The sequence below is a fragment of the Kitasatospora sp. NPDC059812 genome (assembly GCF_042732075.1).
Classification (GTDB): domain Bacteria; phylum Actinomycetota; class Actinomycetes; order Streptomycetales; family Streptomycetaceae; genus Kitasatospora.
The window spans coordinates 34,178-55,764 of record NZ_JBHWIO010000007.1; the positions used below are offsets into that span (position 1 = coordinate 34,178).

The 21,587-nt window shown below is 75.3% G+C and carries 21 protein-coding genes; 3 read left to right on the top strand and 18 right to left on the bottom strand.

Annotation, left to right across the window (positions count from 1 at the left end):
• The first annotated feature begins 100 nt into the window (after positions 1 to 100).
• Entirely contained in the window at positions 101 to 871 is a 771-nt protein-coding gene (locus ACFV6D_RS05565) for an SDR family oxidoreductase (protein ID WP_063349615.1), read from the top strand.
• A 42-nt stretch (positions 872 to 913) separates the two neighbouring features.
• Here the strand turns inward: ACFV6D_RS05565 and ACFV6D_RS05570 are convergent, their stop codons facing one another.
• The 9 genes from ACFV6D_RS05570 to ACFV6D_RS05610 all read right to left on the bottom strand — a co-directional run bounded on the left by ACFV6D_RS05570 (position 914) and on the right by ACFV6D_RS05610 (position 7,914).
• On the bottom strand, positions 914 to 1,555 hold the full coding sequence (locus ACFV6D_RS05570; protein WP_380376471.1) for an alkaline shock response membrane anchor protein AmaP: 642 nt from the start codon (positions 1,553 to 1,555) through the stop codon (positions 914 to 916).
• The gene (locus tag ACFV6D_RS05575; protein WP_380558545.1) at positions 1,552 to 2,172 is read right to left on the bottom strand and encodes a DUF6286 domain-containing protein; all 621 of its coding nucleotides are present in this window, start codon (positions 2,170 to 2,172) and stop codon (positions 1,552 to 1,554) included. Before ACFV6D_RS05575 ends, ACFV6D_RS05570 begins: the two co-directional genes overlap by 4 nt.
• Entirely contained in the window at positions 2,169 to 2,516 is a 348-nt protein-coding gene (locus ACFV6D_RS05580) for an Asp23/Gls24 family envelope stress response protein (RefSeq protein ID WP_363369085.1), read from the bottom strand. The genes ACFV6D_RS05575 and ACFV6D_RS05580 overlap by 4 nt, the downstream gene beginning before the upstream one ends.
• Positions 2,516 to 2,707 (bottom strand): hypothetical protein, encoded by a 192-nt coding sequence (locus ACFV6D_RS05585; protein WP_063349611.1) that lies wholly within the window; start codon positions 2,705 to 2,707, stop codon positions 2,516 to 2,518. The genes ACFV6D_RS05580 and ACFV6D_RS05585 overlap by 1 nt, the downstream gene beginning before the upstream one ends.
• Before the next feature lie 52 nt (positions 2,708 to 2,759).
• Entirely contained in the window at positions 2,760 to 3,293 is a 534-nt protein-coding gene (locus tag ACFV6D_RS05590) for an Asp23/Gls24 family envelope stress response protein (protein ID WP_380558548.1), read from the bottom strand.
• Positions 3,294 to 3,483: 190 nt separating this feature from the next.
• Complete coding sequence (locus ACFV6D_RS05595; RefSeq protein ID WP_063349610.1) at positions 3,484 to 4,290, bottom strand: enoyl-CoA hydratase/isomerase family protein; 807 nt, start codon at positions 4,288 to 4,290, stop codon at positions 3,484 to 3,486.
• A gap of 232 nt (positions 4,291 to 4,522) precedes the next feature.
• Positions 4,523 to 4,756 carry a helix-turn-helix domain-containing protein gene (locus ACFV6D_RS05600; RefSeq protein WP_030059940.1) on the bottom strand — a complete coding sequence of 78 codons (234 nt, stop codon included), beginning with the start codon at positions 4,754 to 4,756 and terminating at the stop codon, positions 4,523 to 4,525.
• 327 nt (positions 4,757 to 5,083) lie between these two features.
• On the bottom strand, positions 5,084 to 6,682 hold the full coding sequence (gene abc-f / locus ACFV6D_RS05605) for a ribosomal protection-like ABC-F family protein (protein WP_063349609.1): 1,599 nt from the start codon (positions 6,680 to 6,682) through the stop codon (positions 5,084 to 5,086).
• Positions 6,683 to 6,888: 206 nt separating this feature from the next.
• The gene (locus tag ACFV6D_RS05610; protein ID WP_380558551.1) at positions 6,889 to 7,914 is read right to left on the bottom strand and encodes a hypothetical protein; all 1,026 of its coding nucleotides are present in this window, start codon (positions 7,912 to 7,914) and stop codon (positions 6,889 to 6,891) included.
• A 360-nt stretch (positions 7,915 to 8,274) separates the two neighbouring features.
• Between ACFV6D_RS05610 and ACFV6D_RS05615 the strand changes: the two genes are divergently transcribed.
• Entirely contained in the window at positions 8,275 to 9,555 is a 1,281-nt protein-coding gene (locus ACFV6D_RS05615) for a glycoside hydrolase family 26 protein (RefSeq protein WP_380558554.1), read from the top strand.
• 28 nt (positions 9,556 to 9,583) lie between these two features.
• On the opposite strand, the gene ACFV6D_RS05620 is transcribed toward ACFV6D_RS05615, so the two are convergent.
• The 9 genes from ACFV6D_RS05620 to ACFV6D_RS05660 all read right to left on the bottom strand — a co-directional run bounded on the left by ACFV6D_RS05620 (position 9,584) and on the right by ACFV6D_RS05660 (position 20,412).
• Positions 9,584 to 10,744 carry a GNAT family N-acetyltransferase gene (locus ACFV6D_RS05620; RefSeq protein ID WP_063349607.1) on the bottom strand — a complete coding sequence of 387 codons (1,161 nt, stop codon included), beginning with the start codon at positions 10,742 to 10,744 and terminating at the stop codon, positions 9,584 to 9,586.
• Positions 10,741 to 11,601: a Wzz/FepE/Etk N-terminal domain-containing protein gene (locus ACFV6D_RS05625; RefSeq protein WP_380558557.1), complete on the bottom strand. Its 861-nt coding sequence runs from the start codon at positions 11,599 to 11,601 to the stop codon at positions 10,741 to 10,743. The genes ACFV6D_RS05620 and ACFV6D_RS05625 overlap by 4 nt, the downstream gene beginning before the upstream one ends.
• Before the next feature lie 49 nt (positions 11,602 to 11,650).
• Positions 11,651 to 12,766, bottom strand: a complete 1,116-nt coding sequence (locus ACFV6D_RS05630; protein ID WP_380558560.1) for a glycosyltransferase — start codon at positions 12,764 to 12,766, stop codon at positions 11,651 to 11,653.
• Positions 12,763 to 13,677 carry a polysaccharide deacetylase family protein gene (locus ACFV6D_RS05635; RefSeq protein ID WP_380558563.1) on the bottom strand — a complete coding sequence of 305 codons (915 nt, stop codon included), beginning with the start codon at positions 13,675 to 13,677 and terminating at the stop codon, positions 12,763 to 12,765. Before ACFV6D_RS05635 ends, ACFV6D_RS05630 begins: the two co-directional genes overlap by 4 nt.
• Positions 13,667 to 15,406, bottom strand: coding sequence for a lipid II flippase MurJ (locus tag ACFV6D_RS05640; protein ID WP_063349604.1), 1,740 nt, complete (start codon positions 15,404 to 15,406; stop codon positions 13,667 to 13,669). The genes ACFV6D_RS05635 and ACFV6D_RS05640 overlap by 11 nt, the downstream gene beginning before the upstream one ends.
• Positions 15,403 to 16,716, bottom strand: coding sequence for an O-antigen ligase family protein (locus ACFV6D_RS05645; RefSeq protein ID WP_363369069.1), 1,314 nt, complete (start codon positions 16,714 to 16,716; stop codon positions 15,403 to 15,405). The genes ACFV6D_RS05640 and ACFV6D_RS05645 overlap by 4 nt, the downstream gene beginning before the upstream one ends.
• 5 nt (positions 16,717 to 16,721) lie before the next feature.
• Positions 16,722 to 18,245, bottom strand: coding sequence for a sugar transferase (locus ACFV6D_RS05650; RefSeq protein ID WP_063349602.1), 1,524 nt, complete (start codon positions 18,243 to 18,245; stop codon positions 16,722 to 16,724).
• Positions 18,246 to 18,623: 378 nt separating this feature from the next.
• Positions 18,624 to 19,778, bottom strand: a complete 1,155-nt coding sequence (locus tag ACFV6D_RS05655) for a glycosyltransferase (RefSeq protein WP_063349601.1) — start codon at positions 19,776 to 19,778, stop codon at positions 18,624 to 18,626.
• A gap of 193 nt (positions 19,779 to 19,971) precedes the next feature.
• The gene (locus ACFV6D_RS05660) at positions 19,972 to 20,412 is read right to left on the bottom strand and encodes an SRPBCC family protein (protein WP_380558566.1); all 441 of its coding nucleotides are present in this window, start codon (positions 20,410 to 20,412) and stop codon (positions 19,972 to 19,974) included.
• Positions 20,413 to 20,535: 123 nt separating this feature from the next.
• Here ACFV6D_RS05660 and ACFV6D_RS05665 point away from each other — a divergent pair, with 123 nt between their 5' ends.
• A complete protein-coding gene (locus ACFV6D_RS05665) occupies positions 20,536 to 21,429 on the top strand; it encodes a HipA family kinase (RefSeq protein ID WP_380558569.1) in 894 nt (297 codons plus the stop codon).
• Positions 21,430 to 21,587: the final 158 nt, after the last annotated feature.

Consider the following 21,587-nt stretch of genomic DNA (forward strand, 5'->3'; position numbering starts at 1 on the left):
CGCCAGCCCGGCTCCGTCCGCCCCCTCCCCCGGCGCCACGTCACCCCGCCCCAGCCCCCGGCCCTCCCCCTCGCGCCCGCCACCCGGCAGGATGGGCCCCATGGATCTTGGACTGAAGGACAAGGTGTACGTGGCCACCGGCGCCACCCGGGGCCTCGGCTTCGCCGCCGCCCGGGAGCTGGCCGCCGACGGAGCACGGGTGCTGGTCAGCGGGCGCGGCAAGGAGTCCGTGGCCGCCGCCGTCGCCGAGCTGGACGCCATCGGCGGCGCCGGGACGGCCCACGGCCTGGCCGCCGACAACGCCGACCCGGCGACCGCCGAACGGCTGATCGCCGAGGCGACCGGGCACTTCGGCCGGCTCGACGGCGTGCTGATCAGCGTCGGCGGCCCCCAGGCCGGCCCGGTGGCCACCGCCCCCGAGGAGGCCTGGCGCGACGCGTTCGAGTCGGTCTTCCTCGGCGCGCTGCGGCTCGCCCGCGCCGCCGCCGCAGCCCTCGGCGAGGGCGGCGTGATCGGCTTCGTGCTCTCCGGCTCGGTGCGCCAGCCGATCCCCGGCCTGGGCATCTCCAACGGCCTGCGCCCGGGGCTGGCGATGGCCGCCAAGTCCCTCGCCGACGAGCTCGGCCCGCGCGGCATCCGGGTGGTGGGGCTGCTCCCGGCCCGGATCGACACCGACCGGGTGCGCGAGCTGGACTCCCTGGGCGGCGACCCGGACGCCGCCCGCGCCCAGGCCGCCGCGACCATCCCGCTCGGCCGCTACGGCACCCCGGAGGAGTTCGGCAAGGTCGCGGCCTTCCTGCTCTCCCCCGCCGCCTCCTACCTGACCGGTGTGATGATCCCCGTCGACGGCGGCGCCCTGCGCCCCCTCTAGGACGCACACAGGGGCGGGCACCCGGCTCCGCCCGCCCCTGGTTCACTCCACCCGCGGGGGCCTGCGCCGCCCGCGGCGCCGTCGCGACTCGGGCCGGGCGGCCTGGAGGATCCGGATCCGCAGGTCGGCGGGGAGTTCCGGGAGGCCCAGGCTGGTCCGGGCGTCGGTTCGCGGGCCGGTGTCGAAGTGCTCCACCAGGGCCGCCGGATCGCCACCGGGAGTGAGCCGGACGGCGCACCGCAGCCGCGGGTGCCCGGGTGCGCGCACCAGGCGTACGCCCGCGCGCTCGACTTCGGGGAGCGTGGCCGTCCCGGTCTCCAGCGCCTCTTCCAGCGCCCGGGTGCGGACCCGCAGCCGGAGTCCGGTGGCACCGGGCGTCGGCACGACGAGGCCGGCCGGGCCGCTGCGCCGCAGCTGCGCCACCAGCCACCAGGCGGTGCCCGCGACCACCACGGCCAGCCCGCCGATGACGGTGGGCCACCACCAGGCCGAATCCGCCCAGCGGGTGCGCGAGCGGGCACTGAGCACCGGCTGGTCCGGGGAGGTGAGCGGCCACCAGCCCGGCGGGTCGGCGCCGAGGCGCCGGTACAGGTCGAGCCCGCCGGCCAGCACCAGCACGCCGGCGGCCAGCAGCACCGCCCCGACCACCCCCAGCAGCACCCGGTTGACGGCCGTCCGCCTCATCCCGCCGCCCCCACCCCGGGCCCCGCCCCGGGCCCCGCCCCGGGCGCCGCCCGCACGTCCAGGCGCAGCGGCCGGGCCAGCGTCACCCGTGCCAGCTCGTCGCGCAGTTGGCGCTGGACCGACACCGGGTCCGCCGCCCCGATGAGGGTGACCCGGACGCGCCGGCGGCTGATCCGGATCCGCAGCTGGTCGATGCCCTGGAGTCCGGCGGCGCGGTCGGCGAGCAGGTGCCCGATGCCGGCCCGGTCGATGACGGCGCCGGTGTCGCCGTGCCGGCGCAGCGGGAGCCAGCGGCCGAGACCGGGGGCGAGGGCCAGCCAGAGCAGCACCCCGCCGAGGAGGACGGCGGCGCCGGCACCCACCAGCGCCCACAGGTAGTCGAGGTGACGGGTGGCCAGTTCGTCGGCGATCCGGGCGCGCCACCGGCGGGTCGGGTACCCGGCGCGGACGGCGATCACGTCGTACAGCAGCGCGCCCGCGAGCACCAGCAGCACGGTGGCGACGAGCGCCGCGACGACGGCCCGCGGCGCCCGCGGCCGCCGCACCTTCTCCCGCGGGGGCCCGTCCCCGGCCGCCGTCGCCTCCTCGCCGGGCGCCGGTTCGCCCCCCGCACTCATGACACTCCCCCGGTCACCAGCCGCTCCACGACGACGACCACCTCGGACACCCTGGTCCCGGTGAACCCGGCGACCTGCGCGGCGACGCGTTCGCGGACGGCCCGGGCGAGCGCCGCGAGGTCGGCGGGGAAGGGCAGTGCGACGGCGACCCGGACGGTCACGGTGCTGCCGGGCGTGGCCACCGAGACGGCGGGCGGTGCGCCCTTGGCGGTGCGGCCGGTCCAGGCGTCGGCGAGGGCCTCGCGGGCGGCCCGGGCCGCGATGCGGGCGTAGACGCGGTCGGCGATCCGGAGTCGGCCCCGGGCGGCGGGTTCGCGGCGGGCACTGGTGGTGGGAGCCGCCATCAACGGCGCCGGTCGCGGCCGCGGAGCAGGTCGCCGAGGTCGCCCAGCTCGATGTCGCCCTCCAGCAGGCGGCCGGCCACGAAGCCGACCAGCCCGAGCGCGGCGACCAGCAGGAACGCCGCGAAGCCGCCGAAGTACCCGGCGAAGCCGAGGGCCATGCCCACCACCAGGCCGACGATGGCCAGGTTCATCCGCTACTCCTCGTCCTCGCTGCCGCCCGCCGCCGGGCGCTTCGTGGGCTCGCTACTTGAGCTTGGGCCGCTGCCCCGCGACGACCGTCTCCTCTTCCTCCTCCTCGACGTCGGGCTCGTCGGGGAGGTGGACGTCGTTGACCGCGATGTTGACCTCGACGACTTCCAGGCCGGTCATCCGCTCGACCGCGTCGATGATGTTCTCCCGTACCTGGCGGGCGAGTTCGGGGATGACCACGCCGTACTCGACGACCAAGGCGATGTCGATGGCGGTCTGCTTCTCGCCGACCTCGGCCTTGATGCCGCGCCCGACGCCGGACTTGCCGCCCGGCACCCGGTCGCGCATCGCGCCGAAGGTGCGGGCGAGGCCGGAGCCGAGGGCGTGGATGCCGTTGACCTCGCGGGCGGCCATCCCGGCGATCTTCTCGACCACGCCGACGGCCAGCGCCGTGCGGCCGCGCTCGCCGGTCGGCTTGCCGGCGTCGGTCGCGGCGGAGGCGGCGGACGGCGCGTGGACGGCGGAGCCGGCGGCCGCGACGTGGCCGGGGTTCTTGTGCATGGTGGCGGGGGTCGGAGTGTCAGGCATGGGGGCGCATCTCCCGTCGTACGGCTCCAGCTATATCGCAAATCCCCATAACTCTGGCATTGCGCCACGTTCCGCGCCCGCCGGGGAGGGCCGCCGGGACGCCACCGGGACGCTTCCGGGAACGTCGAGGGCCCGGCCCGGGGAGCACACCCCGGGCCGGGCCCGTTCACACGACGCAGCCGGACAGGTCCTAGTCGCCGATCCCGGCGAGGTCCCGCAGGCGGCGGGCCTGCGCCGCCCGTTCGGCCGAGCGCTGCTCGTCGAAGGAGCGGCCGGCGGCGCCCTGGAGCAGGGCCTTGGTCTCGATGACGGCATTGCGCGGCGCGGCCAGCAGGGCGGCGGCGAGGTCGCGGGCGGCGGCGTCCAGTTCCGCACCGGGAACGGCCAGGTTGGCCAGCCCGATGGCGGCGGCCTCCTCGGCGCCGACCCAGCGGCCGGTGGCGCAGATCTCCAGCGCCCGGGCGTAGCCGACGAGTTCGGTGAGCGGCTTGGTGCCGGCCAGGTCGGGGACGAGGCCGAGCGAGGTCTCCTTCATGGCGAACTGGACGTCGTCGGCGACGACGCGCAGATCGCAGCCGAGGGCGAGCTGGAAGCCGGCGCCGACGGCATGGCCCTGGACGGCGGCGATGGAGACCAGGTCGGGGCGGCGCCACCAGGTGAAGGCCTGCTGGTAGGAGGCGATGGTGTCGTCGAGCTCCTGGTCGGGGGCGCCGGCGAGCTGGAGGAAGGTGGGCTCGCCGGGGATGCCCTCGGGGGTGAACATGGCCCGGTCCAGGCCCGCCGAGAAGGAGACGCCCTCCGCGCGCAGCAGGACCACCCGGACGCCGCCGGGCAGGTCGCGGCCGGCGGCGGCGAGGGCGCGCCACAGGGCGGGCGACTGGGCGTTGCGCCGCTTGGGCTGACACAGGGTGACGACGGCGAGCTCACCGTCGATCTCCAGGCGGACGCCGTCCTGCTCCCAGCTCGGGGCCTGCGGGTCGGTGGCGGGGGCGGTCATGCGGGGACCTCCGGTGGCGAGGGGCTTGGCTACCGGAGAGTAACAAACCTGGGCGCGCGGCGGCAGGGCGCCGGCCCGGAAAGATCGACGGAAGGGGGGCGCCCGGGGGCGGACGACACCCCGGACATGACGATCGGCGGCCGGTCCACTCGACCCGAGGGCGGACGATCGGTTCTCGTCTCCCCGGTCGGCGCCCTGCCGCCGCGCCATTCAGCCATGAGCTGACGGACCGTCAGGAACCGGCCCCGGCGGTCGCCTTGTTCTTGCCACGCGTGGCACCACCGCGGCCCCGGAGAATGACTCCGGACTCGCTCAGCATCCGGTGCACAAAGCCGTACGAACGACCGGTCTCCTCCGCGAGAGCGCGAATGCTCGCCCCGGAGTCGTACTTCTTCTTGAGATCGGCCGCGAGCTTCTCACGCGCGGCACCGGTTACCCGGCTGCCCTTTTTCAGAGTCTCGGCCACCCGTGCCTCCTCGTAGCGTTGCTCGGTCAGATTCCCATGATCACCCATCCACCGCGTCCTGGCCACCCATTCGGCAAGGTCGATGTCGGGAATGCGTGGTCCTGCGGTGGTGATCCGAGCGCATCAGGGCGCTCACGTAGAGTGCGCGCCCCCAGGCGGATTCCGCCGTCCGCCGAGAAAGGGCTGATCAGCAGTGTCGGCCCGACCACGATCGAGTGGCGGGCCGACAGGAAGTCCTTAAACGGAATCCAGGCTTTCTTCATTCCCGGACACGCCGTAAGTACTAGTTTTTCTGGTCCTAAAAGCGGAGATCGCGTCTACACCCGGTCAGGCCAGCGAGACCAGATCGGCGTACGCCGGGCTCCAGAGGTCCTCGACCCCGTCCGGCAGCAGGATGATCCGCTCCGGCTGGAGCGCCTCGACGGCGCCCTCGTCGTGGGTGACCAGCACGACCGCGCCGCTGAACTCGCGCAGCGCGCCGAGGATCTCCTCGCGGCTGGCCGGGTCGAGGTTGTTGGTGGGCTCGTCGAGCAGCAGCACGTTGGCGCTGGAGACCACCAGCGAGGCCAGCGCGAGCCGGGTCTTCTCACCGCCGGAGAGCACCCCGGCCGGCTTGTCGACGTCGTCGCCGGAGAACAGGAAGGAACCGAGGATCTTGCGGATCTGCACCAGGTCGGTATCCGGCGCGGAGGAACGCATGTTCTCCAGCACCGTGCGGTCCGGGTCCAGGGTCTCGTGCTCCTGGGCGTAGTAGCCGATCTTCAGGCCGTGGCCCGGGATCACCTCGCCGGTGTCCGGCTGCTCCACCCCGGCGAGCATCCGCAGCAGGGTGGTCTTGCCCGCGCCGTTGAAGCCGAGGATGACGACCCGCGAACCGCGGTCGATGGCCAGGCCGACGTCGGTGAAGATCTCCAGCGAACCGTAGGACTTGGAGAGCCCGCTGGCCGTCAGCGGGGTCTTGCCGCAGGGCGCCGGGTCCGGGAAGCGCAGCTTGGCGACCTTGTCGTTCTGGCGCACCTGCTCCAGGCCGGAGAGCAGCTTCTCGGCGCGGCGGGCCATGTTCTGCGCGGCGACCGTCTTGGTCGCCTTGGCCCGCATCTTGTCGGCCTGGGAGTTGAGGGTCGCGGCCTTCTTCTCGGCGTTGGCCCGCTCGCGCTTGCGGCGCTTCTCGTCGTCCTCGCGCTGCTGCTGGTACTGCTTCCAGCCCATGTTGTAGACGTCGATGGCGGAGCGGTTGGCGTCCAGGTAGAAGACCTTGTTGACGACCGTCTCGACCAGGTCGACGTCGTGCGAGATGACGATGAAGCCACCCTTGTAGGTCTTCAGGAAGTCCCGCAGCCAGACGATCGAGTCGGCGTCGAGGTGGTTGGTGGGCTCGTCGAGCAGCAGCACGTCGGAGTCCGAGAACAGGATCCGGGCCAGCTCGACGCGACGGCGCTGACCACCGGAGAGGGTGTGCAGCTCCTGGTTCAGGATGCGGTCCGGCAGGCCCAGGGCGGCCGCGATGGTGGCGGCCTCGGCCTCGGCGGCGTACCCGCCCTTGGTGAGGAACTCGGTCTCCAGGCGCGCGTACTTCTTCATCGCGTTGTCCCGGGTGGCGCCCTGGCCGTTGGCCATCCGGTCCTCGTTCTCGCGCATCTTCCTGAGCACGGTGTCGAGGCCGCGGGCGGAGAGGATGCGGTCCTTGGCGAGGACGTCCAGGTCGCCGGTGCGCGGGTCCTGCGGGAGGTAGCCGACCTCGCCGGAGCGGGTCACCGTGCCCGAGGCCGGCATGCCCTCGCCGGCCAGCACCTTGGTCAGTGTGGTCTTGCCGGCGCCGTTGCGCCCGACCAGGCCGATCCGGTCGCCGGCGGCGACCTTGAAGTTCGCGGACTCGATCAGGATCCGGGCACCGGCGCGCAGCTCAAGGGCGTTGGCGGAAATCATGGCGGAAACTACTCCTGGGACGTGGGCGGGCGGCCGGACGGGGCCCGGGGCCGGGCATCGGGAAGGGGCGTCGTCGGTGGTCGGCACAGCGCACGGAGCGGTGCCGCGCGCCCGCTATTGCCCGGAGAAGTCAGCCATGACGGCAAGTCTACCGGGCCGCGCGAGAACCCCCGGGGCTACCGCCCGGGGGTACCGGCGGTCCGGCGTTACTGCTGGGACTGCTGGGACTGCTGAGGCTGCTGCGCCTCGGGCTGCGCGGGCGGCTGGTCGCCCGCCGGGGCGTCCTGACCCACCGGGGCGTCCTGGGCCGGGCTCGCCGCCGGGTCGGTGCAGCCGCCCTGCGGACGGACCGCCGCGAACGGCGCGGACGGGCTGCCGCAGGCCGCCTCGGGGGCGGCCGCCTTGGTGTCGAACACCCGGGCCGGAACGATCGGGCCGTCGGTGATCAGCACCCGGCTGCCGTCCAGCGCCTTGATCGAGGCGCTCGGGCCGGTGTTCAGCTGCCAGCCGGTGCTGTCCAGCCGGTACCCGTTGATGCCGCCGGAGACGGCCTGCCCGGCGCTGTTGGTGCAGCTGCGCGGGACGAGCACGGCGTACTCGGTGCCGACCGTGCGCAGCGGGTCGTAGACGCAGCCGCCGGGCGGCTTGGAGTTATAGCGCAGGTCGCCGTCGGCGTCGCGCAGGCCCATGGTCAGGTTCGGGGTCACCACGGCCACCCAGGCGGAGGCTCCCTGCGGGACGGTGTGCAGAGCCGCCGCGGCCCGCTCCTGGGCCAGCTCCTTGCGCTGCGCGTCGGTGCGCTTGTCGGCGCCGGGCTCGCCGTCGCCGCGCAGCCAGTCCGCCAGGCCGGGCACCGCCCGGTGCCAGCGCACCTCGTGGTCGCCCGGGCGCACCGAGGTGACCAGGCCGTCGTCCCAGACCACGATGGCGTTGTCCCCCGCCATCGACAGGTACAGCGCGGTGGCGCCCTCGCGGCGGTAGGACCAGGCCTGCTCGCCGCTCTGCCGGTGGAAGGCCTCCAGTCCGGGGCCGACCTTCAGGTCCAGGTCGGCCGTGCTCAGCGACTGTGTGCTGACCGGCGTGGCCTCCGCCTCGCCCGGCCCCGCCACCCGGTCGCCGAACGGCACCGGCTTGTTGGCGTGCGCCGCCGCACCGGCCGCAAGGACCAGCATCACCGCCAGGGCAGGCAGGATCGAGCGGGGGGTCAGTACACGCAGCGGCTTCCAGGACACGGCCGGAGCGTACCTTTCACCGGGCACGCGAGTCAGCCTGGAATTGCCCCCGCCCCACCCCTCGGACCGCGCGTCCGGCCGCGCGCGCCCTCCCCGCGCACCCGCCCGCCCACCTGCACCGTCGGTGCCGAGGCCGGGCCGCCGCCCGCTCCGGGGCCGGGCGCCGGGGCCCGGCCGGACCGTTACAGAGCTGATACACGCGGCGAGACCCGGCCGGGCGTTGCGGCAGACGGCGTTCGAATACCGCCCACTTTAGGGTGACATTCGGCTTTTCCGACGCCCGCCGGGCCTACTGTCGGCGAGCGGAGCGCCACGGTCCGTCCAGCGCGCTCCCGCCCCGCGACGCCCGGAGGAGAGACCATGCGAATCGGCCGCCTGACGCTGGCCGCCGCCGCCCTGCTGCTGATGGCCACGGCCAGCGTCCCGGCCGGGTCGCCGCTCAGCCAGACCGAACGGCACTCCCTCTCCTCGGACGCCTTCGAGCCGCGCGGCGCCGCCCCCCGCCCGCCCGTCCAGCGGCCCAAGCACGAGCCGCCGTTCGGCGCCTTCGTCGGCTCCTGGGACGACTACATCCCGCAGATCGGCCGGTACGCGCGGTGGCTGGGCGACGCCAACCTGCAAGTCGGCCACACCTACCTGGCGGGCAACGGCTGGGCCGACGTCGAGGGCGAGCTGATGGTGCTCGGCATGTGGTCGCAGTGGCGGCTGGCCGACCCGTCCCGGACGCTCGTCCTCGGCGTGCCGATGCTGGTGCCCAACGAGGCGAACGTGCCGGACGGCGAGGTCGCCAAGCTGCTCGCCCAGGGCGCGCGCGGGGACTTCGACCGGCACTTCCTGCGGCTCGCCCACCGGCTGGTCGCCCTCGGCGGCGCGGACACCGTGCTCACCCTCGGCTGGGAGATGAACGGCGTCACCTACACGCACCGCTGCAAGCCCGACCCGTCCTCGTGGAAGGCCTACTGGCGACGGATCGTCGGTGTGATGCGCTCGGTGCCGGGGCAGCGGTTCCGCTTCGACTTCACCCCGAACCGGGGCCTGGACGCCATCCCGTGGACCAAGTGCTACCCCGGCGACGACGTGGTCGACATCATCGGCATGGACAACTACGACCAGCCCGCCGGGGGCACCTTCGACGACTACGTGCGCGAGCCGTACGGGCTGCAGGACCAGGTGGAGTTCGCCGCCAAGCGCGGCAAGCCGGTCTCCTACCCGGAGTGGGGGCTGTTCCGCAACGGCGACAACCCGGAGTTCGTGCAGCGGATGGTCGAGTGGATGCGCACCCACGACACCGCCTACCAGACCGTCACCGACTACTGCCCGCACGGCTTCTTCGAGTGCGACCGCAACCCGCGCTCCGCCGCCCGGTTCAAGCAGCTGATGTCCGGGTCGAAGGGGGCGCCGGCGGTGGTGCCGCCGGCGCCCCAGGCCCCCGTCCAGCCGATCGTCCCGCCGGTGGCGCCGCGCCCGCCCGCGCCGCCGACCGGGCCCGGGGCCCCGAACGTGGTGCCCGGCCCGTCCGCGAGCCCGTCGCCGGGCCACTCGGCCACCGCGTCGGCGAGCCCCTCCCCGAGCCCCTCCCCGAGCCCCTTCGCGAGCCCCTCCCCGAGCCCGTCGGCGGCCCGGACGCCCGCCCGGCGCTGAGCCCGGGCGGGGGCGGGGGCGGGCGCGGTCAGCCGCGGCGGCGGGCCAGCAGGGCCTCCTTGAGCCGCGGGAAGCGGGTCCGCAGCACGTGCGCCGCCTGCTGGCGGACGCGCACCGCGCCGGACCGGGCGATGGCCGCCGGCGCCGGACCGGGCGGACCGAACAGCAGGCGCTGGTTGGACAGCTGGTCCGGCCGCCAGCGCTGCTTGTACGGCTCCTGGCCGCGCAGCAGGCCGAGCAGCGGGACGCCCGCGCCGACCGTCTCGTCCAGGGCGGCGCTGAACAGCAGCCCCGCGATGTCCAGCCGCTCGCGCAGCACCGGGTGCGCGCCGTACATGTACAGGCCTCCGAAGGAGGGGCAGAGCAGCAGCAGGTTCACCGCGACCAGTTCGCCGTTCAGCCGGAACTGGTGGACGGTCGCCCTGCCGGTGGCGACCAGGCCGACGGTGGACTCGGTCAGGTGGCGGGCGAAGCGCTCGGTGCGGTGCTCCGGGGTGACGCCGCGCTGCTGCCACTGCAGGAAATGCAGCCGCAGCAGGCCCTCCAGCGCCGCCGGCACCTCGGCCGCCGGCGTCGAGCTGACCTGCACCCCGGCCTCGGCGATCTTGCGCAGCTTCACCCGGCTGCGTTGCGCGGTCTTGCCGGGCACCCGCTTGAGCAGCCGGTCCATCGGGACGGCCGGCAGGTACTGGCAGAGCGAGTCCTGGTAGCGGCGGCGCCGGCCGTGCCAGTGCTCGTACACCCGCTGCACCGCCGCCTCGGGGTGCACCTCGCGCAGCTCCAGGGAGTGCCACGGGCGGGTGAGCGGGAGGGCGGCGGCGAACTCGGCGGCGGCCCGGTCGGCGCAGTCGTCGTCGAGCAGCACGTCCGAGTAGTCGACCAGCCCGGCGCCCAGGGCGGTCAGCCCGCCGAGCGGGCCGCCGCGGCGTCTGAAGGCACCCGCGCCGACCAGCAGGCCGTCCCGGCGGACGAGCACCACCAGCAGGTCGCCCGGACTGCCGTAGTGGCGCCACCAGGAGCGCTGCCAGTCGGCGGCCTGGAAGAAGGTTGCGGTCCGGCAGCGGGCGGCCAGGTCGTCCCACTCCTCGGCGAGGGTGTCCAGGGCGTCGTCCTCGCGGCGCAGCTCGGTGGTCCAGCCCGGCGCCGCCGGCTGGGCCGGGAGGCCGGTGTGCCGGGTCTCAGTGCTCATCGCCCGCTCCCGGCCGCGGCCTTCTCCTTGGCCGGGGGCTCCTCGGCGCTCTTCTTCGCGGCGGCGGCCTTCCCGGGCTGCCCTTCCGCCTCCTCGACCTTCTCCGCCTCCTCGGCCTCCTCGGCCTTCTCCGTCTTCTCCATCTTCTCCGTCTCCTCCGCCTGGCCGGTCCTGCCGGCCTCGTCGGCCTGCCCGGCCCGGTCGGCGGCGGGCGGCTCCTCGCCGCGCGGGCGGGGGGTGGCCGGCGTCGTCGGCTCCACCGGGGCCTCGACGGCCTCGGCGGCCTCCGGCGGGGCGGCCTCGCCCCGGCGGCGGGTCATCATCACCAGGGCCCCCACCAGCAGCCCGGCCGCGCCGCCGACCGCGACGTCCAGCGCGGCGGACGGGGTGGTCGGCTTGTCCGGCTCGGCGGCCGGCGCCAGCGTCACCAGCCGGACGCTGGTGTCCTTGCTGCTCGTGTTGGCGAAGGAGACCAGCGAGCGGGCCACCGCGTCGGCGGTCTGGGCCGCCTCCTGGGGGCGCGTCCCGGTGCCGGTGATCTCGATCATCGGGGCGTCCGGGGAGGTGGTCCCGTGCACCAGGGACTCCAGCTGGGCACGGGTGTGGCCGGTCTCGACGGCCGCCACCGCGAGCACCTGCGGCTGGCCCGCCAACCGCCCGTACGCCTGCGCGAAGTTGGTCGCGGTGGCGGCCTCCCCCGGATTCTGCGGCACCACGAGGACGTAGGCGCTGGCGGCGTACGAGGGGTGCGAGACGACGGCGTACCCGGCGCCGGCCGCGGCGCCCAGCGGCACCGCGAGCGCCACCGGCCACCAGCGGCGGACCAGGTGGCGGGCCCTTCGGCGCGGTGTGGTCATGGGTGTGACTCCTTGGGTATGTGACGGCGGTTCCGGCGGCGGCGGGCGGTCAAGCGCGGGCCAGCCGGTCGTAGAGGGCGCCCAGGTCGGCGGCGACCCGGGCGATGTCGTAGTGGCCGACCGCAGGGGGGTGCGGCAGCGGGTCGGCGTTGTGGTCGTTCAGGTGCCGCAGGTCGCGCAGCGCGGCGGCGTACGCGGCGCCCTCGGAGGGGATCCGGCGGGCCTGCGGGGCGGCGCTGGGCGGCAGTTCGTCGAGCGCCGGGCAGGCGCTGTGCCGCACCGGCAGGCCGGCCGCGAGGCCCTCCAGGATGCCGAGGCCGAAGGTCTCCGCGGTGGAGGGGGCGGCCAGCACGTCCAGGGCGGTCAGCAGGTCGGGCACGTCGTCGCGCTCGCCGGTGAGCACCAGCCGTTCCCGGACGCCGAGTTCGGCGGCCCGGTGCTCCAGCGCGGCGCGCTCCGGGCCCGCGCCGACCAGCACCAGCCGGGCGGCCGGGTCGAGTGCGGCGAGGGCCTCCAGCAGCACCTCGAAGCGCTTGCCGGGGACCAGCCGGCCGACTCCGCCGACCACCCAGCTCCCCTCCGGCAGGCCGAGTTCGGCCCGCAGCCGGCGGCGGGTCGCGGCCCGGTCGGCGGCCGGGCGGCGGTAGCGGGCGGTGTCGATGCCGTTGGGGATCAGCTCGACCCGGGCCGGTGGGACGCCCCAGGAGTGCAGCGTCTGGGCGACCTGCCGGGAGACCGCGACGGTGGTGCTGCCGAGCCGTTCGGCCGCCAGGTAGAGGCCCTTGACGCCGCGGGTGACCGGGCGGCCCTCGATCACCCCGGCGTGCAGCGAGTGCTCGGTGGAGACCACCGCGCGGACCCCGGCGAGCCGGGCCGCCAGCCGGCCGTACAGCTGCGCCCGGTACAGGTGGGTGTGCACCAGGTCATAGCGGCCGGAGCGGACCAGCCGGACCAGCCGGGGCAGCGCGCCCAGGTCGCGGTTGCCGCGCATGCCGAGGTGGTGGACGGTCACCCCGTCGCCGCGCAGCGCGGCGGCGACCGTGCCGGGGTTGGTCAGTGCGACCACCTCGCACTGCTGGTGTGCGGGCAAGTGCCGCAGCAGCAAATGGAGTTGGCGCTCGGCGCCGCCCGAGGCGAGGCCGGTGACGATGTGCAGGACCCTCACGGCCGGGCCCCCCGCCGGGCGACCAGGGGGCTTCGTCGCAGCTCGGTGACGGTGTCGCGCAGCCGCTGCCGGCCGCGTTTGGCGCGCAGCCGCCAGGCGCCGTCGCGGTCGCCGACGTAGCAGCGGGGCAGCGCGAAGCGGCCGGTGAGCGGGGAGTGCGCGATGGCGCAGGCGTAGTCGTAGCCGGCGTCGCGGACGGCCTGGGTGGCGGGCAGGTCGACGGCGCCGTACGGGTAGCAGAAGCCGGTGACCGGGCCGCCGACCACGTCCTCCAGGAGGCGCCGGCTCTCCCGGGTCTGCACCGCCAGGACGTCGGCCGGCAGGCCGGGCAGCGCCTGGTGGCCGAGGCCGTGCGAGCCGATCTCCCAACCGGCGGCGGCGAGTTCGGTGACCTCCTGGACGGTGAGCAGCTGCTTGCGCGGCCCCTCGGCGTCCCAGCCGTTGTCCCGGCCGAGCAGGTCGGCGACCACGTACGCGGTGGCGGTGAAGCCGTACGCCTGGAGGATCGGCACGGCGTGGCGCGCGAAGTCCGCGTAGCCGTCGTCGAAGCTCAGCCCGACCAGTTTGTCGTCCCGGCCGGCGGCCCGGGCCCGCATCAGCTCGCGCACGGAGACGCCGCGCCGCCCGCGCCGGTGCAGCCAGGCGACCTGCTCGGCGAACCGCTCGGGGCTGACGGTCAGCTGGTACGGGTCCTCCTTCTCGACCGCCACCGAGTGGTACATCAGGATCCACGGCGAGGAGGAACCGGGGCCGGACGGTTCGCCGAGCGGGCGGCGGCTCCTGGACAGCCGCGCCTTCGGTCCGGCGGAGTCGGTGTACGGGAGGTCGCCGCGTGGTGCGGCTGCGGCCGGTACGGCCTGGCGGCGGACGCCCGCCTGGGTCGAACGGACGGTTCCCCGTTCATTGTCCATGGGGAAGCTTCCCTTCATCGGCGACGGTTGGCGGGTTCAGGGCCCGGGCCACGGCGAGGACCGGACCGCGCACCTCACGCGCGCCGAGGCCGGTGCCGAGGACGGCGAAGGCCAACGCCACGGTGAGGCCCCCGAGGAGGGTCGAGAGCAGGGGGCCGGTGGCCAGCCCGGCGACGGCGGCGCCGAGGGCGGTGGCGCCACCGGCGGCGGCCAGCAGCCGGGCGTGGCCGCCGAGCACCCGGCGCAGCCGCAGCGGGATGCCGCGCAGCACCAGGCCGTGCAGCAGCAGCGCGGCGGCGGCGGTGATGCCGGCCGCGTTCCCGGCGGCGAGCCCGAGGGCGCCGAAGCGGGGGGTGGCGAGCAGGCTGACCACGACGGTGACGCCGAGGCCGAGCAGCATCGCGGCGACCGGGAACCAGTCCAGCAGCCGGCGGCCGCCGTCCTCGGTGCCCGGATCGTCGGCCCGGCGGACCACCGGGCGCAGCGAGAAGTACGGGCGGATCATCACGCCGATCAGCGCCTGGGCGGGCAGGCCGAAGCTGTAGACCCGGATGACGGCGGCGGTGGCGGCGGTGTCCCGCGGGCCGAAGGCGCCGCGCTGGAAGAGCAGCGAGACCACCGAGGGGGCGCAGGCCATCAGGAAGGCGGTGCCGACCAGGACGACCGCCGCGGCCTGGCCGAGGTCCTTCTCGACCCGGTCCCGGGCGGCGGTGAGGTCCCCGGCCGCCAGCGCCCGGGCGACCAGCGGGAAGGTGACGGTGCAGATCAGGATGCCTGCCGTCATGGCCAGTTGGGAGACCTTGGCGGCGTAGTTGAGGTGCGAGATGGTGCCGGGCGGCAGCGCCGAGCCGAGGTAGCGCTCGACGAAGACCTGCGACTGCCGGGTCAGGGTGAACGCGGCCACCGGCAGCAGGGCGAACGGCATCAGCACCAGCGCCTTACGGGAGCGGCGGGAGCGGCCCGCGCCCGGGTGCGATCCCGGGCCCGCACCCTGGCGCAGCCGGCGCAGGAACGGGGCGACCAGCAGGCCGGCCATCAGCAGGCTGCCGAGCGCGACGCCGAGGGCGGCGGAGCGCACGCCCAGGAAGGACTGGCAGCCGAGCAGCACGGCGAGGATGCCGACGTTGTAGGCGACGTAGATGCCGGCCGGCGCGGTGAAGCAGTGGTGGGCGCGCAGCGCGGCGGCGAGGTAGCCGGCCACGCCGAACGGCAGCACGGTGATCGCGGTGATCCGGGTGCAGGTGACGGCGAGGCCGGGGTTGGCCAGGCCGGGGGCGAGCAGCTCGACCAGCTGCGGGGCACCGAGGGCGGTGGCCAGCGCGAGCCCGCTGAGCGCGAGCAGCAGCCAGGGCAGGGTGGCGCGGACCAGTTGGCGGACCGGGTCGGGGGCGTCCGGGTCCTCCTCGCGCAGCACCAGGGCGAGCGCGAAGGCGGGCACCATGAGGAAGGACATGGCGTCCTCGATCAGCAGCGGCGCGGCCGTCTCCGGGACGGTCCAGGCGACCAGGAAGGCGTCGGTGCCCTGGTTGGCGCCGAAGTAGCGGGCCAGCAGGAGGTCGCGCAGCAGGCCGAGGCCGGAGCCGGCGGCGCTGAGGACGGCGGTGATGCCGAAGGCCTTGGCGAGGAAGCCGCGCCGGGGGGCCGGATCGGGCCCGGGCGGCCGGCCGCCGGCGCGGACGCCGCGCGGGGCGGGCACGGCGGAGGCGAGGGCCGGCTGGTCGGTGGTCATCGCGGGTCGGCCTCCGCGACGCAGGCCCGGGCCGCGAGGCCGAGGACGACGGAGGTCAGCACGGTGGTGGTGCCGCCGATGTCCGCGTACAGGTAGTCGACCAGCACCCAGGTGAGCAGGGCCAGGGCGGCGAGGGCCGGGCCGCGGGAGTGGCGCAGGCAGCCGAGCAGCAGGCCGAGGAAGAGCGCGGCGTAGGCGACGATGCCGATCAGACCCTGCTCGCTGAGCACCAGGAAGTACATGTTGTGCGGGGAGAGCAGCGGTTCGCGCTGGAAGCCGATGGTGGAGTCGGCGGCGTCGCTGCCGGAGGAGAGCCGCAGCGGGGCGTGGCTGTCGCGCAGTTGCTGGAAGGCCTTGGGGCCGGCGCCGTGGACGGGGTGGTCCTGCCAGATCCGCCCGGCGGTGGACCACAGGTCGTAGCGGTCGGAGACGGACTGGTCGGGGGCCGCGGAGACGGAGCCGATCGAGCCGAGCCGCGCGGTGACGCCGGAGGCGCCGAGGCCGAGGCCGCCGACCAGGACGACCGCGCCGGCCAGGCCGAGGACGGCGCCGCGGACGGCGAGCCGGGCGTCGGCGCGCAGCAGCAGCACGGTGGCCGCGGCGGCGGTGGCGATCCAGCTGCCGCGGCTGAACGAGACGGCGAGCGGGAAGGCCAGGAAGGCGGCGGCCGCGAACATGGCGCGGCGCAGCCGGACGTCGCCGCCGGGGCGGCGCTCGGCGAGCGCCAGGGCCAGGGCGGCGAGCAGCCCGTAGCTGACGACCGTGGACATCGCCATGATGTCGAGGGCGCCGAAGGTGCCGACGGCCCGGATCGGCTGGCCGGTGTAGGAGGCGCCGGTCCGGGTGAGGTACTGGTGCGCGCCGACCACGCCCTGGATCAGCGCGGCGAGCACGAAGGAGCCGAGGACCAGCCGCTGGTCGACGCGGTCGCGCAGCGAGCAGAGCACCCCGGCCGGCACCAGGACGAACACCTGGGTGAGCCGGACGAAGCCGGTGAGGCTGGTGGCCGGGTCGATCGAGCCGACGGTGGCGACGGCGGCGGCGACCACGATGCCGCCGAACAGCACGCAGGTGGCGCGGCTGACGGCGGGCAGCCGCCCGCGCAGCAGGTTGAGCGCGGTGAGCGCGACCAGGGCCAGCGAGGCCACGTCGGCGGCGGTGACGTGGACGGCGGCGGCGACGTCCTTCTCGCCGGTGGGCACGCAGACCAGCAGGACGGTCGCCGCGGCGAGCAGGCTGGGCCGGTCCGCGAGCGCGGGCAGCGCCTTGCGTAACGCGAGCCGGGGGACGGCGGGAAGGGTCAGGGCCACGCGGGTCAGCTCCCGTCCGGGTGGAGCATCAGGACCGCGGTGCGGCACAGGATCTTGACGTCCTGCCAGAGGCTCCAGCTCTCGATGTAGCGGTTGTCGAACCGGGCCCGGTCCTCGATCGAGGTGTCCCCGCGCAGGCCGTTGACCTGGGCGAGGCCGGTCAGGCCGACCGGGACGCGGTGGCGGTCGGCGTACTCGGGGTAGGCCTGGCCGAACCGCATGACGAAGTAGGGGCGTTCCGGGCGCGGGCCGACCAGGCTCATGTCGCCGCACAGCACGTTCCACAGCTGCGGCAGCTCGTCCAGCGAGCTGCGGCGCAGCAGCCGGCCGACGGCGCCCATCCGGTGGTCCTGGGAGATGTTCCAGCGGGTCGCCGACTCGTGTTCGTTGCTCGGGCGCAGGGTGCGGAACTTGAGGACGGTGAAGACCTTGCCGTCCAGCCCGGTGCGCTGCTGGCGGAAGAGCACGCCGGGGCCGGTGTCGAAGCGGACGGCCAGCGCGCAGAGCACCAGGACGGGGGCGAGCAGCAGCAGGCCGAGCCCGGCGGCGGTGACGTCCAGGGCGCGCTTGGCGGCCCAGCCGGGGCGGCGCATCGCCGGGCCGCCGACCCGCAGGCAGGGGAAGCCCCACAGGTGGTCGGCTCCGGCCAGCGGGCCGGCGGGCAGCGAGCCGTGCTCGCGCAGCGCGGGCACCAGCCAGACCTGGCAGCCGAGCCGGGCGGCGTCGCGCAGGGCGGCGGCGGTCTCGGCCTCGTCGGCGGCGCCGGCGGTGGCGACCACGTGGTGGATCCGGTGCCGGCGGACCTCGCGCTCCAGCACCTCGCGGCCGCCGAGGACGGGCAGGTCGGTGTCGCCGGCGAGCAGCGGCGGGTCGGCGTCGAGGAAGCCGACCGGGCGCATCCCGTACTCGCCGCGCTCGCTGAGGGCGGCGGCGACCCGGCGGCCGAGCCGGCCGGCGCCGAGCACCAGGACGGGGTTGGGGCGGCTGCGGCGGATCCGCCGGACCAGGTGGTAGAGCACGGCGCGGCCGACGGCGGCGATCAGCAGCTGGACGCCGAGCAGGACGGTGAGCCGGGCCGGGGTGGCCGGGCCGCAGTCGGGCCAGCGGCCGTCCAGACAGCCGGCCAGGGTGACGGCGAAGGCGGTGGCGACGACGGCCCGGACGGCCAGCGCGGGCAGTTCGTCCAGGACGGAGAGGGTGAGCCGGGTGCGGTAGAGGCCGCCGACCAGGTTGAGCACGAGCAGCAGGGGCAGGACGGCGGCGGCACCGAGCAGCGGCGCGAGCGGGACGGCCGGGTCGACGGCCCGGTTGGCGAGGCCGGTGGCGGTGCACAGCGCGATCGCGTCGACCTGGACCAGCGCGAGCGGCAGGGCGAGCCGGGAACGGACCGCCCCGCGGGGCCGGCGGGGCGGCGGCACCGTCCGGGTCCGGGCGGATCCGGCCGGACGGTCGAGCAGCCCGGTGCCGGGCCGCCGCGGGCCGGACAGGGACCGACCCGCTCGCGGCACGCTGTCGTGGTCAATGGTCATCAGCGCACGAACTCCCCTGCTGTGTGCCCGGGGTGACGGCGCCCCGGCACCGGATGGCGCGGAGCGGCCGTCCCGGCCCGGTGGGCGCGGTCCTGACAGCACCTGCTACCGCTGGCGGCTTTCGGTCCTCTCGCACCGGGCCCGGCCGCGCGGGGCGCGGCCATGAAGGGCTCAGTCGCGAATTCCCGGCGTGAAATCGAAACGAAGCAGGCGAAATCCGACAATACATAACCGGGCTGCGCAGGCTGGAAGTTGACTTGCCGTTTCATTCCAGCCGCCCATTAATAGGTATTTCGGATTTGACGCCTCGTCCCTATCCGGTTGAGGGTGCGAATACGACGGCGCCGGATCGGCGGGCATTCACGGCATGTGAAACGATCAGATCCGCTCTGGGACACGGGCCCGGCGCCGCCCGGCCGCCGGACCGGCACCCAGCAGATGGCGGTACAGCGCGTCCACCTGTTCGACCACCGTGCGGACGTCATGCCGGGCAACCACGTGATCGCGCAGCCGCGCCCCGCGCCGCTCACACTCGATCGAATCGGACAGCGCTTCCGCCATTCGGGTGGCGAGCGCGGTCACGTCCTCGGGCGGCACCACCGCCCGCTCCCGCTCGGCCTGGGGCAGGCACTCCCGGGCGCCCGGCACGTCGGTCAGCAGCACCGGACGGGCCACCGCCATCGCCTCCAGCGGGGCCAGCGCCATGCCCTCCCAGCGCGAGGGCAGCACCACCAGGTCGGCCGCCGCCAGCCACGGCCTCGGATCCGGCACGTCCCCGACCAGCCGGACCCGGGACGGCTCGGCCGACTCCCGGACCAGATCCGCCAGCCGGTTCTCCTCGGGGCCGCCGCCCACCAGCGCCAGCCGGGCCTGCGGCACCGCCCGCAGCACCTCCGGCCAGGCCGCCAGCAGCACGTCCTGGCCCTTCTGCCGGCACAGCCGGCCGACGCAGACCGCGAGCGGCGCGTCCAGGTCCAGGCCCAGCGCGATCCGGGCCGCCCGGCGGTCGGCGGGTGCGTAGTGGCGGACGTCCACGCCGTTGGGCACCACCGCCCAGTCCGCGCTCACCCCGGCGGCGACGCCGTCGGCCCGCTCCTGGACGCTGACACAGAGCAGGCGGTGCGCCCAACGGCTGGCGAAGCGCTCCCAGTGCAGGGTGGCGGTGGCCAGCGGGCCCTCGACGGCGGCGAAGGACCAGGCGTGCGGCTGGAAGACGGTCGGCACCGCGCCGCGTACCGCCAGCCGGCCGGCCAGCCCGGCCTTGGCGCTGTGCAGGTGGACCACGTCGGGCGCGGCAGCCCGGACGATCCGGCGCAGCCGCCACGCCTCGGCGGCGGTGCCCGGGCCCGGCGAGCGCCCGGCGGGCCAGTCATGGACCAGCGCACCCACGGCGGCGGCCTCCTCGGCCAGCCGCCCGCCGCCCGGGCAGGCGACCAGCACCCGGTGACCGGCCTCGCGCTGCCCCCGGACCAGATCGGCGACGACGCGGGCGACTCCGCCGTCCACGGGCTGTGAAATGTGAAGGATCGTCATATGCACGGCGGCGAGCCTAGGGTGGCTCCCCCGCGCCGGGCGGCCCTCGTCACCCGCAGGTGGCGGGCCGTCCACCCGTACGGCTTTCCGCTCGTACGGGTGGACGGGCCGCTCGAATTCCCGGGCGAATTTCCGCGGAAAGGTGAACCCGGTGAACCCGGTGAACCCAGTAAACTCGGTGAGCTCCGCGGACTCAGCGGACCTCGGCGGCCAGGTTGGCCAGCACCTGGTCGTGGATCCGGTTCAGGCCCTTCGGGGCGAAGGTGCGCTCGAAGAAGCCGCCGATGCCGCTCGCGCCCTGCCAGGCGGCCGAGACGGTGACCTTCGACCGGCCCTCGCCGGCCGCCGAGACGGTCCAGGTGATCACCATGCTGGAGTTGGCGTCCTTCTCCACCAGTTGGTCGGGCGAGGGCGCCGAGACGGTGAACAGGCAGTCCCGCACGCGCTTCTCGGTGGCCTGCAGCTTCCAGTGCACCTGGGTGCCGGCGCCGGTGCCGCCGACCCGGACCTCGTACTCGCTGTACTGCGGGGGCAGCAGCTTCGGGCGGGTCACCTGGTAGTCGGCCAGCGCCTCGTACACCCGCTCGGGGGCGGCGTCGTAGTCCCGCTCGGTGGTGGCCTGCACCTGTCCCATGGCCTTGCTCTCCTCGTCCGTTTGGTCTTCCGATTCTCACCGGCAAGCCAATCACAGCGCCGGGGGCGCAGGCCTACCGGACGGCCCGTCGCGGTGGCGGGGCGGCGGGATAGGGTGGCCGGTGTGCTCGATCTGGTGACAGCAGTGCGCTACGTCGACCCGCTGCGGTCCGGCGGTTCCGTCCCCGGTGTGGTGGAGACCGACGACCTGGGAACCTACGTGGTCAAGTTCACCGGCGCCGCGCAGGGCCGCAAGGCGCTGGTCGCGGAGGTGATCGTCGGCGAGCTGGCCCGGCGGCTCGGCCTGCGCGTCCCCGAGCTGCGGCTGGTGGACTTCGATCCGGCCGTCGCCGCGGACGAGCCCGACACCGAGATCCAGGACATGCTCAAGGCCAGCGGCGGCCTCAACCTCGGGATGGACCTGCTGCCCGGCGCGCGGGACTACCGGCCGGGCATGATCCCGGTGGACTCCGCCGAGGCCGGGCGGGTGGTCTGGCTGGACGCCCTCACCGGCAACGTCGACCGCACCGTCCACAACCCCAACCTGGTGGTCTGGCACGGACGGCTCTGGCTGATCGACAACGGCGCCGCGCTGATCTTCCACCACCGCTGGGCCACCGCCGAGGCGGCGGTCGGCAAGCGCTACGACCTCAGCGCGCACGCGCTGGGCGGCGCGGCCCCGGACGTCCGGCTGGCCGACGAGGAGCTCGGCCCGCTGGTCACCGTCGGCCTGCTGGAGGAGGTGCTGGCGCTCGTCCCGGACGAGTGGCTGGCCAACGAGCCCGGCTTCGACTCGGTGGCCGCCGTCCGGCACGCCTACGTGACCCACCTGGCCGCCCGGGTGGTGCTCTCCGCGCAGTGGCTCCCGGAGGGCTTCGCCACCCCCGAGCAGCTGCGCGAGGCCGAACGCCGCCGGGAGGCCCGGACGCGGGCCGGCCGGCCCGCCTGGCTCCAGGAAGTCCCGGACCTGCACGGCAAGCCGTCGGTGGAGACGGGCTGGGACCAGCACGTCGAGTGAGTGGGCCGGGGCCCGCCCGTGGAAGTCAGCCGGGCGCGGGCCGGGCAGGGCCCGGGCACGGTGGCCCGGAAACGACCGGGGGGGGGGGGGGGGCGGGGGCGCCCCCCCCCCCCCCCGGGAGAGGGGTGAGGGGGGGGGGCGCGACCGCCCCCCCCCCC